A 12,827-nucleotide genomic window follows, 5' to 3' on the forward strand; every position below is an offset into this window, starting at 1 on the left:
CCTCGCCGACGCGGGGCCGGGAACTCATCGCGTGACCGGTGCGGCGGGCAGTCGCCGGTCCGCCCAGAGCGCGGCGAGCGCGAGCAGGAGGAACATCGCGGCGACGAGCCCGGCGTTGACCAGGGCGCGGGCCAGGCCCAGCTCGCCGACGTCGAGGAACGGGTACGGGTACCAGCCGACGACGGCGCCCCGCACGAACGTGTAGGCGATCCACGCGAGCGGCCCGACGACGGACCAGGCGACGGTCCGGGCGTCGACCCGCGGCCGGGGGCCGGCGAGCAACCAGACGACCACCGCGAGCACGGGGGACGCCAGGTGCAGCAGCACGTTGGACAGCTGGCCCGCTTGTGTGAGCCCCGGCACCGTGCCTGCCAGGACGGTGTTGTAGACGATGCCGGTGACGACGATGCACAGCAGGGCGTCGAGACGGGCGACGCGCAGCAGGCGGCCGTCGCGGGCCGGGTCGAGCGCGAGGAGCACGGACACGACGCCGATGCCGACGTTCGACAGGATCGTGAAGTAGGAGAACAGCCGCACGAGCCGCTCGGCCGTGGTGCCCGCGGCGCCCGGCCCGTCGACCACGGCGATGACGAGCTCCATGAGGACACCGCCGAGAGCGGGGACGGCGACGAGCAGGTGACCGACCGACGCCGCCCGCCGGTTCACGACAGTCGTCCCACCCAGGCCATCGCCTGCTTCACGATCGTGCCCTGGCCGTGGATCATCTCCGCCTGCACGGTGTCGCTGCACGCCTCCTCGGGGGTGAGCCACGCGAGGTCCAGCGCGTCCTGCTGCGGGCGGCAGTCGCCTGTCACCGGGACGACGTAGGCCAGGGACACGGCGTGCTGGCGGGGGTCGTGGTACGGCGTGATGCCGGGGGTGGGGAAGTACTCCGCGACCGTGAACGGCTGGGGCGACGGCGGGACCTGCGGCAGCGCGACCGGGCCGAGGTCCTTCTCGATGTGTCGCAGCAGCGCGTCGCGCACCCGCTCGTGGTAGAGCACGCGACCGGAGACGAGGGCCCGCGTCATCGTGCCGAGCGGGGTGACGCGCAGCAGCAGCCCGACGGCGACCACGTCGCCGGAGTCGTCCACGCGCACGGGCACGGCGTCGACGTAGACGAGCGGGAGCTGCGCCCGCACGGCGGCGAGGTCCTCCGGGCTGAGCCAGCCCGCGGGCTGCGGCTCGTCGCGGTAGAACTCGTCGTCGGGGGGAAACTCGGCCGTGTCCGTCACACGTCGTTTCTACCAGCCCGGACGGCGCGCCAGCGCGCGGGCAGGCCGCGACGGGAATACTCGGGGCGGCGCCGATGCTGTGCCGAGGAGACCCCCATCGGAAGGACACCCATGGCCACCGTCGAGCTCACCGACGACACGTTCGAGAAGACCGTCACCGACAACGACATCGTGCTGGTCGACTTCTGGGCCGAGTGGTGCGGCCCGTGCAAGCAGTTCGGTCCCGTCTTCGAGGCCTCGTCCGAGGAGAACACGGACGTGGTGCACGCGAAGCTCGACACCGAGGCCCACCAGCGCATCGCCGCCGCCGCGGGCGTGAGCGCCATCCCGACGCTCATGGCGTTCCGCGAGGGCGTGCTCGTCTTCAACCAGGCCGGCGCGCTGCCCGCGCCCGCGCTCAAGCAGGTCGTCGAGGCCGTCAAGGGCCTCGACATGGACGACGTGCGCGCCCAGATCGCCGCCGCGAACAACGGTTCGCCGCAGGCCTGATCGCCGCACCACCCGCAGCACACGCGACGGCCGCCCCGGGATCCCCGGGGCGGCCGTCGTGCGTCGCCTAGACTGACCGGCGCTCGGCCGGAGTGATGGAATTGGCAGACATGCGGCGTTTAGATCGCCGTGCCCTCAGGGCGTGCGGGTTCGACCCCCGTCTCCGGCACCCGGGCCCTCCCGACGCGGTCAGCCGCCGAGGGGAGCGGCCGTCCCGTGCTCGTCGCCGAGCTTGTCCGCGATCCGCACCAGGTCGCGCAGGTCGTCCGCGTCGAGGCGGTCGGCGAACCGCCGGCGGACGGACTCCAGGTGGGTCGGCGTCGCGTCGCGCAGCGCCTCGCGACCTGTCGCCGTGAGCGAGAGCAGGCAGCCCCGGCCGTCCGCGGGGTCGGGCGCCCGGGCGATGAGCCCCCGGCTCTCCATGCGGCTCGCGTGCCGCGACAGCCTGCTGCGCGACCACCCCATCTTCGTGGCCTGCTCGTGCAGCGTGCTGGTGGTTCCCGGTCGCTCGACCAGCGTGCTCAGCACCTCGTAGTCGGGCTCGGAGAGGCCGGTACCGGCGAGATCCCGCGCGGTGTCCGCGCGGACGGAGGTCGTCATCCGCCGGAAGGCCCGCCAGGCACGTTCCTGGTCCTCGTCGAGCCAGGGCGCGGCCGACCCGGGCCGTCGGTCTCGCGAAGTCGTTGACATGTCATCATCCTAGGACCTAGGTTCATTGACATGTCAACGAATTCGGTGCGCATCATGCTCCTCACCTGCAGCACCCGGCCCACGGCCCTCGGCCCGGCGGTCGCGGAGTGGTTCGGCCGCACCGTCGCGCCGCTCGCGGAGGACCTCGGCGTCGAGCTGGTCCCCGTGTCGCTGGGGGAGCTCGACCTGCCGCTCCTCGACGAGGAGGAGCATCCGTCGTCGGGCGTCTACCGGCAGCGGCACACGCGGGAGTGGAGCGCGCTGGTGGACTCGGTGGACGGTGTCGTCGCGGTGACGCCGGAGTACAACTTCGGCATGCCGGCCACGCTCAAGAACGCGCTGGACTACCTCGGCCGGGAGTGGGCCTGGAAACCGATCGGCTTCGTCAGCTACGGCAACACGTCGGCCGGGACCCGCTCCGTCCAGCACGCCAAGCAGGTCGTGACCACGCTGCGGCTCGTGCCGCTCGGCGCGACCGTCGCGCTCCGGATCGGGGACGCCGTCGTGGACGGCCGGGTCCGGCCCGACGCGCGGTGGGACGGCGCGGCCGCCCGGGTGCTCGGCGAGGTCGCCCGGCTGGCCCAGGCGCTGCGTCCGCTGCGAGAGGCGGCGGACGACGACGCCGTCGAGGGGCCGGTGCCCGGCTCCTACCTCCGGCGCCTCACGCCCGGCGACGCCGCCGAGGTGGTGGTGCTCCAGCGCTGCTGCTGGGTCGACGAGGCGCTGGCGAACGACACCCTGGCGCTGGGCCCCCTGCACGAGAGCCTCGACGACGTGCGTGGCTGGCTGACCGAGTGGCGCGCGACCGGGCTGTGGCGCGACGGGCGCCTGCTCGGGATGGTCCGCACCCGGCACGACGACGGCACCGTGCACGTGGGCCGCCTCGCCGTCGTCCCCGACCTGCGCGGCGCCGGCGTCGGTCGATGGCTGCTGCGCCGTGCGCAGGCCGACCTCGAGCCGGGGCTCGAGCGGGTGGTGCTCAGCACCGGCGCGCGCAGCGAGCGCAACCTCCGCCTCTACGAGAGCGAGGGGTTCGCGCGCGAGGGCGGGGCCGTGGACGGCGTCGTCCGGCTCGGCAAGCCCGTGCCGTCCCCGAGCGCCGCGCTCGCACGGTGAGGACGCGGCGCCCGGCGGCGCTCAGTCCAGACCGAGGGTCTTGCGCACCCGGGCGACGTGGCCGGTGGCCTTGACGTTGTACTGCGCGACGGCGACCTTCCCGTCCGGGTCGACGACGACGGTGGAGCGGATGACGCCCACGTACGTCTTGCCGTAGTTCTTCTTCTCTCCCCACGCGCCCCAGGCCTCGAGGGCCTCGTGCTCGGTGTCGGCGAGGAGGGGGAACGTCAGGGCGTCGCGCTCGGCGAACTTCGCGAGCTTGTCGACGCCGTCGGGCGAGACGCCGACGACGGCGTACCCGGCGCCCTGCAGCGAGGCGAGGGAGTCGCGGAAGTCGCACGCCTCGGTGGTGCAGCCCGGCGTCATCGCGGCGGGGTAGAAGTACACGACGACGCCCTTGAGGCCGGGCTCGGCAAGCGTGTCGGCCAGGGAGTAGGTGCCGGTGGTGTGCCCGGTGCCGGCGGGCTCGGGCAGGACGGCGGGAAGCTCGAGGGCGGGGGCGGCGTCGCCGACGGCGAGACGGGTCACGGGTGCTCCTTGGTGTCGAGTACGTGCGGGGCGCGGCGACCGGGTTCACGAGACGGTCGCGGGCGCGCGCTCGGCGTCGAGCCTAAACGCCGCCGTCGTCTAGCGTGGAGCCGTGACCGACCGCGCACCCCGCTCCACGCCCGACAGCAAGCCGCTGCCCATCCGCATGCTGCACGACCGGCTGCTGGTGCAGCCGGAGGTCGACTCGGCGGAGCGGCAGTCGACGGCGGGCCTCGTGATCCCCGCGACGGCGGCCGGGGCCAAGCGCCTCGCGTGGGCCCAGGTGGTGGCGAAGGGCGAGCACGTGCGGCAGGTCGCCGTGGGCGACCGCGTCCTGTACGACCCGGAGGACCGTGCCGAGGTGGACCTCGGCGGCACCGACTACGTGCTGCTGCGCGAGCGCGACGTGCACGGCGTCACCGAGACCGAGGACGAGGGCGGCGCGACCGGCCTGTACCTCTGACGTCGCCTGGCGACCCTGCCCGCCGTCGCTACGGTGGGCGCATGACCGGCGACGACGCCCGAACCGCGGACCCCCTCGACCTGCTGGCGCTCGACGACGAGCTGAGCCCGACCGAGCGCGAGACCCGAGACCGGGTGCGCGCGCTGGTCGACGAGCACGTCCGCCCCCACGTCGCGCGCTGGTTCGCCGACGGGGTGTTCCCGCTCGACCTGGTGCCCCGCCTCGCGGAGGCCGGGCTGCTCGGCATGCACCTGCACGGGTACGGCTGCGCGGGCCGGTCGGCGGTTGAGTACGGCCTGGCGATGGCGGAGCTCGAGGCGGGCGACTCCGGCATCCGCACCTTCGTGTCGGTGCAGGGCTCGCTCGCGATGACGGCGATCGCGAAGCACGGGTCGCCCGCGCAGCGGGAACGCTGGCTGCCGGGGATGGCGGCGGGCGAGACGATCGGTTGCTTCGCGCTCACCGAGCCCGGGGCCGGCTCCGACCCCGCCTCGATGACGACGACGGCGACGCACGTCGGCGACGCGTGGGTGCTGTCGGGCCGTAAGCGCTGGATCGGGCTGGCGTCGGTGGCGGACGTCGCCGTGGTCTGGGCGCGCGCCGTCGACCCGGACGACGACGCCCGGCCCCGCGTGCGCGGCTTCCTGGTCCCGACGACGACGCCCGGGTTCGCCGCGACGCCGATCGAGCCGAAGCTCTCGCTGCGCGCGTCGGTCCAGTGCGACGTCGTGCTCGACGACGTCCGGCTGCCCGCGGACGCGATCCTGCCGGAGCACCCCGGCCTGGCGGGGCCGTTCGCCTGCCTGGCGGAGGCGCGCTACGGCATCGCGTGGGGCGCGACGGGTGCCGCGCGCGACAGCCTCGGCGCCGCGCTGCGGCACGCGGGGGAGCGGGTCCAGTTCGGCCGCCCTCTGGCGGCGTTCCAGCTCACGCAGGCGAAGCTCGTCGACATGGCCCTGGAGGTGTCGCGGGCGCAGCTCCTCGCGCTGCGGCTCGGGCGGCTGAAGGACGCCGGGCGGCTGGAGCCGCACATGATATCGGCGGGCAAGCTCGCGAACGTGCGGTCCGCGATCGAGGTCGCCCGGACCGCCCGCACCGTGCTCGGGGGCGACGGCATCACTCTGGAGCACTCGCCGATGCGGCACGCCGCGAACCTCGAGTCGGTCCGCACCTACGAGGGCACCGACGAGGTGCACACCCTGATCCTGGGCCGGCACCTGACCGGCCACCAGGCGTTCCAGTGACGCGCGGGCGACCGGTCGCGGCCCGGCCGTGGCCTGTCGCGGAGGTCACAGCCCTGACCGGCCACGACGGTTTCCCGGCAGCCCCGCGCGGCTGGTAATGTTTCTCACCGCCAGCGCCATTAGCTCAATTGGCAGAGCAGCTGACTCTTAATCAGCGGGTTCGGGGTTCGAGTCCCTGATGGCGCACCAGCACGAGGTCCCCGTACCGCGGGGACCTCGTCGCGTGAGGACCTCTCCGGTGCGAGCCTGCGGGCGTCCTCTGGCCATGCACCACCAAGCGCCATTAGCTCAATTGGCAGAGCAGCTGACTCTTAATCAGCGGGTTCGGGGTTCGAGTCCCTGATGGCGCACCACCAAGCCCCGCCCGGCACCGCCGGGCGGGGCTTCGTCGTGCCGGGGGCAGGTGGCGTCCAGTGGTCGTCCAGAGTTCTCCCTGTCGCCTCCGGCACGCACCGGAGAGTTCACCCGCCGCCACCACGCTGTGGTCCCGGGTGAGCCCGGGCTGCCTGGCGGGAGCGCCCTTCCCTCATCGACGACAGGAAGGACGGCACGCTGATGCGGCCGAACCCCTCAGGACGCCTGCGCGCGTCCACCCTCGCCGCCTGCGTGGTGGCGACGGCGCTCGCGGTCCCCGCCGCCGGCATCGTGCCCGCCGCGGCGGCGGTGCCCGCGACCCCCGACCCGGGAGCGGCGACGAGGGCCGACGACCGGTTCCCCGGGTTCCCCGGCTGGCCGGAGAGCAGGCCCGGGTCCTCGGAGCGCGGGAAGAAGCCGGGCAAGCCCGCCGAGCCGGGCACCGCGCCCACGCTGACCCCGGCGGACGGCGCCCACCTGGAGGGCACCGTGCGGTTCGCGGCCGACCCGACCACCGCGGGCGACCCGGTCGGCCGGATCACCATCGACGGCGCGGACCTGACCGGCCTCGGGGCGACGACGGGCACGTCCGCCCTGACGTTCGACGTCGGGAGCAACTCCGCCGACGTCGCGTTCGGCAACTACCTCGTGGTCAACGGCCACCGCGTCGAGCAGGACCGCACCTGGGTGTCGGAGCGCGTCTCCGTGCCCGTGCCGAACGAGTGGCTCGTCGAGGGCACCAACACGGTCGAGATCCACGCGGGCGGCCTGGACTCGTCCTGCGGCGTGAACTTCGACGACTTCGTGGTCTCGGAGCTGCAGCTCGAGCTGCTCGGCGAGACCGCCGGTGACGCCGGGAACTCCTTCGGGTACTCGATGGGCGACGGCTCCTGCGGCAGCAACACCTCCTACGTCAAGGAGGCGACGGCGACGTTCGAGGTCGAGGCCGCGCCGGGTGCGACCGCAGGGCTCGCCGCCGACGTCGACACGACGACGCTCGCCAACGGCGCGCACGAGGTGGTCGCGACGACCCGCTCGGGGGCGACCGCCGCGCACACGGTGCGCGTGAACAACTCCCCGGTCGGCGCCCCGGCGCTCGCCCCGGAGGACGGGACGCTCACGCGCGGCGTGCAGACCGTCACGGCGTCCACCCCCGCGGACGGGGAGGGCGGCACCGCGTCGCTGACCGTCGACGGCGCACCCGTCGCGGGGCCCGCCACCCTGGGCGAGGGGGTGTCCGTGTTCGCGTTCGACGTCGGCACGAACGCGATCGAGACCCGCTACCAGAACCACCTGCTCGTCAACGGCACCCGGCTCGACCTGCGCGGCGAGGGCGGCCGCGACCTGGTCTCCGAGCGCGTCCAGGTGGGCGTGCCGAACCGGCTGCTGCGCCCCGGCGCGAACACGATCGCGCTGGTCGCGGGTGACGTCTCGGCGTCGTGCGGGGCGAACCTCGACGACTTCGCGGCGTCGAACCTCGCCCTGAGCGTCGCCGACGGCACCGTCACCCCGCCGGCCGACCTGCAGACCACCTACGCCATGGGCGACGGGAGCTGCGGCTCCAGCAGCACGGCGCTGCCGAAGGTCGACCTGACGTGGACGATCGACGCCCCGGCGGAGACCTCGTTCCCGGCGCTCGGGCACGGTGCGGCCACCGTGTCGTTCGTCGTCGGCTCCAACTCGCTCGACGGGTCGGCGCAGAACCTGCTGCGCATCAACGGCATCGAGCGCCGCATCGACCAGACCATCGTCGGCGGCCGCGGCGAGATCACCTTCCCCAACGAGTGGCTCCTGCCCGGGTGGAACGAGATCGACGTGGTCACGGGCGCCTTCGAGAACGACTGCAACCTCGACGACTTCACCGTCTCGGACGTCGTCCTGACGCCGGCGGACGGCACGGCGCGGCAGCAGAACGCGGCGGCGTCGTACGGGCTCGGCGACGGCACCTGCGGCTCGAACCTCAACTCCTTCCGCCAGATCGACCTGCACTTCCTGGTGGACGCCCCGGCGCGCGGCCTGCGCGCGGACGTGGACACCGCGGACCTGACGGACGGGGAGCACGAGCTCGCGGCGGCGTCCACCACGGGCGAGACCGCCACGCGCGTGCTGGAGACGGACAACTCCGCACCGCGCGTCGCGTCCTCGGTCCCGGCCGACGGCGCACGGATCACGTCCGCCGTGCCGCTCGCGGTGGAGCTCGACGACGCGCACGGGGTGGTCGGGGACGCGCAGGTCGCGCTCGACGGCGAGGCCGTCGCGCTCGGTGCCCCGGTCGGCCCGGGGCTGCCCGCGGGTGAGCACATCCTCGAGGTGGCGGTCGCGGACTCGCTGGGCAACGCGGCGACGCGGGAGATCACCTTCACCAGCGCCGGCGTGCCCGACGTGCCGACCGACCTCGCCCCCGCCCGCGGGACGACGGACGTCGACTCGCCGGTGACGCTGTCGGCCCGCGTCGCCGGCCCGGACGACGGCACCGTCACGGCGACGTTCGCGCAGGCGGACGTGCTGCTGCCCGGTGAGGTCCGGCAGGGCACGGCCGACGCCGTCCCGACGGAGCTCGACCCCCGCGGCGCGAAGAAGGTCTCGGCGAAGGGCCTGGCCGCGGGCGACGGGAAGACCCTCGCCTCCCCGCAGGCCGACGCCGTCGCCTACCAGCGCTTCGACGTCCGGGTGAAGTCCCGCGAGGAGCGCCCGGTGGTGCGCTGGAGCGGCACCGCCGACCCGGCGCGCGAGATCTCGCTGCTGGTGTGGGACACGAAGGCGAAGGCCTGGGACGCGCTCGCGGCGTCGCGCGGCTCCGCCGACGGCGACACCGTGCTGGTGGCGCCGGCCGGGCCGGAGCACCGCGACCGCGGCGTCGTGCACGTCATGGTGACGGCCACGGACCCGTTCGCGGACGACCTCGACGCCGGGGCCGAGGGCTTCGCCGACCCGGCGGACTACGACTTCTCCATCGCGCACCTGACGGATACGCAGTACCTGTCCGAGGGCGCGGTGGAGCAGGAGACCGCCGAGGAGCGGGAGATCTGGGAGTCCGCGTACGCGGGGGTGACCGGGTGGATCGCCGAGAACGCCGACGAGCGCAAGATCTCGTTCGTCTCGCACACCGGTGACCTCATCGAGAACAACATCCGCGAGCCGCAGGACGACGCCATGCGTGACCAGGTCACGGGCGAGTTCGAGGTCTCGTCCCGTCAGCAGGCGACGATCGACGGCATCCCCAACTCCGCCGTCGCGGGCAACCACGACAACTGGTCCGGGGCGGACGGCGGCGCCGACCTGTACAACCGGTACTTCGGCCCCGACCGGTACGAGGCCGCGGCCGCGTCCTGGGAGAACGCCGAGTACCGCTCCTGGCGCGAGGGCGACAACTCCAACCACTACGTCCTGTTCTCCGCGGGCGGGCTGGACTTCGTCGCCGTCGGCATGGGGTACGGCGTCACCCGCGAGGAGGCCGAGTGGGCCGACGGGGTCTTCGAGCGGTACTCCGACCGCAACGGCATCCTCATGACCCACGCGTACCTCGCCGCCAGCACGCAGAAGGACGGCCGGAACGCGGGCTTCGCCGCCCCGGACGGCTCGCCGCTGTACAAGTACGTGGTCGAGCCGAACGACAACGTGTTCCTCGTCCTCGCCGGGCACGTGCACGGCGTCACGACCAACGTCAAGCCGAAGGTCGGCGAGATCGCGGACGGCGTCGTGGAGCTCCTCGCGGACTACCAGGCGTTCACGGTGCCCGCGCAGCGCGTGGGCCTCGGCTCGATCGGGGGCTACGACCCGTCCGAGCGGCTGCGGTTCGGCGCCTCGTACTTCCGGCTCCTGCAGTTCGACGTCGACCGGGCCGAGATGAGCGTCGACACCTACTCGCCCCTCCTCGACGACTTCGGGGCCGACGAGTGGGACCCGGACGCCCGCTACGACTCGACGGCCGACAACGCCGTGCTCCCGGTGGACCTCACCACCCGCACGACGTCGCTGGTCACGGAATCGCTGGCCGTCTACGCGCCGACCCGGGTGATCGGGACGAAGGCCGTGACCTCGGGGGACGTCGCGTCCGTCCGCTGGGACCGGCTGAAGCGGGACACGCAGTACGCGTGGATCGTCACGGCCACCACGCGCGGCGGCGGCGTCACCGCCGCCGAGCCGGCCTTCTTCACCGCCCGGGGCGGCAAGCGGTGACGTCCACCACCCCGGCCAGGACGGCGTCGCGTCGCGGCGCCGTCCTGGCGGCCCTCGGGCTCACCGTGGTCGGCACGGCCGTCGGCACGGTGGTCGGCACGGTCGGCATGGTCGGCACGGCCGGTCCGGCCGCGGCACACGACGCCACGACCGACGCCTACGCGCGGGTCACGGCGGGCGCCGCCGCCGACGTGCACGTCGAGCTCGACCTCGAGTACGACCTGCTCATGAAGTCCGCGTGGCTCACGGCCGAGGCGTACGACGCCCGCGGCGAGGCCGCGCAGGAGGCCCAGCTCGCCGAGCACGCCGACGAGGTCGCCGCCTACGTCACCGAGCGCTTCCAGGTGGCGGCGGGCGACGACCTCTGCGCCCCGGCGCTCGCGGCGGACCCCACGGTCGTCGACCGGGGCGGGAAGGCCTTCGCCACGGTCGTGCTCGACTACGCGTGCCCCACCCGGGACGAGGAGGGGACAGGGACGCACGCGCTGTTCAGCGCCCTGTTCCCGGACACCGAGTCGTTCGTGCACACCACCGAGACGATGGTGACCTACGACCTCGACGGCGAGGAGGGCTCGGCGGTGCTCACGCCGTCCGACCCGACCGTCACGACGGGCGGGCAGGGCACGTGGCACCGGCTGGGGGAGTTCTTCGTGCTGGGCGCGGAGCACCTGCTGCTCGGCCCCGACCACCTGCTCTTCCTTCTGGCCCTCATCGTCGGTTCCCGGCGCCTGCGCGACGTCGTCCTGGTGGCGACGTCGTTCACCGTGGCGCACTCCGTGACGTTCCTCCTCGCGGCGACCGGTGCCGTGAGCGCGCCCGGGGCGGTGGTCGAGCCGGTCATCGCGCTCTCGATCGCCGCCGTGGCCGCGGGGCACCTCTGGGCCGTGCGGCCGGGCGCGCCGCCGCGGCTCGGCGCGCTGGTCGACGTCGCGACCGAGCCACGTCGCCAGGTCCGGCGGCGCTGGCACGACCTGTCGCGGTCCGACGTCACCCGGCTCGCCGTCGTGTTCGCCTTCGGCCTCGTGCACGGGCTGGGGTTCGCCGGGGCCCTGGGGCTCGACGAACCCTGGTCGTGGGGGCTGCTCGGGTCGCTGCTGGCCTTCAACGTGGGGATCGAGGCCGTGCAGCTCGGCATCATCGCCGCGCTCTTCCCGCTGCTCGTGCTGCTGCGACGGCGCGCGCCCCGCGCCGCGCGGTGGGCGACCGGCGTCGCGGCGGCCGGGGTCGCCGTCGTCGGGCTCGTCTGGTTCGTGCAGCGGGTGCTCGGGCTCGGGTGAGGGTCCAGGATGGGGCGATGATCTCCACCGAGCTCGCGGCCCGGCTGCGCGACGCCGGGCTGGTGTGGCGGCCCGCCGACGGCGACCGGTTCCGCATCGACGCCGCCGACCTGTCCGCCGACGTCTTCACCGTCAGCACGATGACGATCGAGGCGCACGACTACCCGACCGGCACCATCCTCGGGTTCAACGGCACCACCGAGTGGGCGCTCGACTCCGTGGCCATCGAGGACGCGCTGTGGCTGCCGCGCGAGGACCAGCTGCGCGAGCTGCTGCGCTCCACCTTCCGCGGGCTGACCCGCACGGGCGAGGGGGAGGCGGAGGGCTACGAGGTCGAGGTGGAGCTGCTCGGCGAGCCGCGGACCTTCACGGCCACGGATCCCGCCGAGGCGTACGGCGCGGCGTTGCTCGCCCTCGTGGAGCTCAGCGTCTGAGCTCCGGTGCCCGGCCGCCCGCTTACCCTGGGGGCGTGCCCGATCCCGTGACGTCCGAGCCCGTCGACCCGCGCTACCGCCGCCAGCCCGTGAGCTTCGTGCGCCGCAGCGCGCGTCTCACGACCGCGCAGGGCAAGGCGTGGGACACCCGCCGAGACCGGTACCTCGTCGACGTGCCGCGCGGCGCCGCGGTGACCTCGGTCGACCCGTCCTGGACGTTCGACCCGGTGCAGGTCTTCGGTCGCACCGCCCCGCTGGTGGTGGAGATCGGGTCGGGCCAGGGCGAGGCGATCGTCGCCGCCGCGGCCGCGCACCCCGAGCGCGACCACCTGGCCGTCGAGGTGTACACGCCCGGCCTGGCGCAGACCATCGTGCGCGCGGGCCACGCCGGCGCCGACCCGGGCCGGGACGGCGGCGCGCCGGGCAACGAGCTCGACAACCTGCGCCTGGTCCAGGCGGACGCCGCGGAGCTGCTGGCCACGGCGCTGCCGGAGGCGTCGGTCGACGAGCTGTGGGTCTTCTTCCCGGACCCGTGGCACAAGTCCCGTCACCAGAAGCGGCGGCTCGTCACGCCGGCGTTCGCCGAGGTCGTCGCCCGCGTGCTGCGGCCCTGTGGCGTGTGGCGGCTCGCCACCGACTGGTCGCACTACGCCGACCAGATGCGCGAGGTGCTCGAGGCCTCCGACGACTTCCGCAACGCCCACGGCCCGGGGGAGCGCGCGCCGCGGTTCGAGGGGCGCGTGCTCACGAGCTTCGAGAAGAAGGGCTCCGCCGCGGGCCGGGGCGCGACCGACCTGGAGTACGTGCGCCGCTGAGCC

The 12,827-nt window shown here is 74.1% G+C and carries 12 protein-coding genes and 3 tRNA genes; 11 read left to right on the forward strand and 4 right to left on the reverse strand.

The features are described 5' to 3' along the window. Window positions 1-24: 24 nt before the first annotated feature. A complete protein-coding gene (locus ACFVS0_RS06710; RefSeq protein ID WP_430587513.1) occupies window positions 25-666 on the reverse strand; it encodes a Pr6Pr family membrane protein in 642 nt (213 codons plus the stop codon). Next, complete coding sequence (locus ACFVS0_RS06715) at window positions 663-1,235, reverse strand: NUDIX hydrolase family protein (RefSeq protein WP_430549761.1); 573 nt, start codon at window positions 1,233-1,235, stop codon at window positions 663-665. The genes ACFVS0_RS06710 and ACFVS0_RS06715 overlap by 4 nt, the downstream gene beginning before the upstream one ends. Before the next feature lie 111 nt (window positions 1,236-1,346). Between ACFVS0_RS06715 and trxA the strand changes: the two genes are divergently transcribed. Both trxA and ACFVS0_RS06725 read left to right on the forward strand, forming a co-directional pair. Continuing rightward, window positions 1,347-1,724, forward strand: a complete 378-nt coding sequence (trxA, locus tag ACFVS0_RS06720; protein WP_430549762.1) for a thioredoxin — start codon at window positions 1,347-1,349, stop codon at window positions 1,722-1,724. Between the two features lie 86 nt (window positions 1,725-1,810). After that, a tRNA-Leu gene (locus ACFVS0_RS06725) sits at window positions 1,811-1,893 on the forward strand. 20 nt (window positions 1,894-1,913) lie between these two features. Here ACFVS0_RS06725 and ACFVS0_RS06730 read toward each other — a convergent pair. After that, window positions 1,914-2,414, reverse strand: coding sequence for a MarR family winged helix-turn-helix transcriptional regulator (locus ACFVS0_RS06730; protein WP_430549763.1), 501 nt, complete (start codon window positions 2,412-2,414; stop codon window positions 1,914-1,916). Window positions 2,415-2,444: 30 nt separating this feature from the next. Between ACFVS0_RS06730 and ACFVS0_RS06735 the strand changes: the two genes are divergently transcribed. Beyond that, window positions 2,445-3,530 carry a GNAT family N-acetyltransferase gene (locus ACFVS0_RS06735; RefSeq protein ID WP_430587514.1) on the forward strand — a complete coding sequence of 362 codons (1,086 nt, stop codon included), beginning with the start codon at window positions 2,445-2,447 and terminating at the stop codon, window positions 3,528-3,530. Window positions 3,531-3,551: 21 nt separating this feature from the next. Here the strand turns inward: ACFVS0_RS06735 and ACFVS0_RS06740 are convergent, their stop codons facing one another. Continuing rightward, window positions 3,552-4,058: a peroxiredoxin gene (locus tag ACFVS0_RS06740; protein ID WP_430587515.1), complete on the reverse strand. Its 507-nt coding sequence runs from the start codon at window positions 4,056-4,058 to the stop codon at window positions 3,552-3,554. Between the two features lie 166 nt (window positions 4,059-4,224). On the opposite strand from ACFVS0_RS06740, the gene ACFVS0_RS06745 reads away from it, so the two are divergent. The 8 genes from ACFVS0_RS06745 (at window position 4,225) to trmB (ending at window position 12,824) form a co-directional block, all read left to right on the forward strand. Beyond that, a complete protein-coding gene (locus tag ACFVS0_RS06745) occupies window positions 4,225-4,521 on the forward strand; it encodes a GroES family chaperonin (RefSeq protein WP_429762689.1) in 297 nt (98 codons plus the stop codon). Window positions 4,522-4,562: 41 nt separating this feature from the next. After that, the gene (locus tag ACFVS0_RS06750) at window positions 4,563-5,765 is read left to right on the forward strand and encodes an acyl-CoA dehydrogenase family protein (protein WP_430587516.1); all 1,203 of its coding nucleotides are present in this window, start codon (window positions 4,563-4,565) and stop codon (window positions 5,763-5,765) included. Window positions 5,766-5,878: 113 nt separating this feature from the next. After that, a tRNA-Lys gene (locus tag ACFVS0_RS06755) sits at window positions 5,879-5,954 on the forward strand. Window positions 5,955-6,042: 88 nt separating this feature from the next. Then, window positions 6,043-6,118, forward strand: a tRNA-Lys gene (locus tag ACFVS0_RS06760). 202 nt (window positions 6,119-6,320) lie between these two features. Beyond that, window positions 6,321-10,298, forward strand: coding sequence for a metallophosphoesterase (locus ACFVS0_RS06765; RefSeq protein WP_430587517.1), 3,978 nt, complete (start codon window positions 6,321-6,323; stop codon window positions 10,296-10,298). Beyond that, window positions 10,295-11,575, forward strand: coding sequence for a HupE/UreJ family protein (locus ACFVS0_RS06770; RefSeq protein ID WP_430587518.1), 1,281 nt, complete (start codon window positions 10,295-10,297; stop codon window positions 11,573-11,575). The genes ACFVS0_RS06765 and ACFVS0_RS06770 overlap by 4 nt, the downstream gene beginning before the upstream one ends. A gap of 17 nt (window positions 11,576-11,592) precedes the next feature. Next, window positions 11,593-12,009, forward strand: coding sequence for a pilus assembly protein CpaE (locus tag ACFVS0_RS06775; protein WP_430549769.1), 417 nt, complete (start codon window positions 11,593-11,595; stop codon window positions 12,007-12,009). A 35-nt stretch (window positions 12,010-12,044) separates the two neighbouring features. Beyond that, complete coding sequence (gene trmB, locus ACFVS0_RS06780; RefSeq protein WP_430587519.1) at window positions 12,045-12,824, forward strand: tRNA (guanosine(46)-N7)-methyltransferase TrmB; 780 nt, start codon at window positions 12,045-12,047, stop codon at window positions 12,822-12,824. Window positions 12,825-12,827 lie beyond the last annotated feature (3 nt).

The organism is Isoptericola sp. NPDC058082, assembly GCF_042885055.1.
In the GTDB taxonomy this organism is placed as follows: domain Bacteria; phylum Actinomycetota; class Actinomycetes; order Actinomycetales; family Cellulomonadaceae; genus Isoptericola.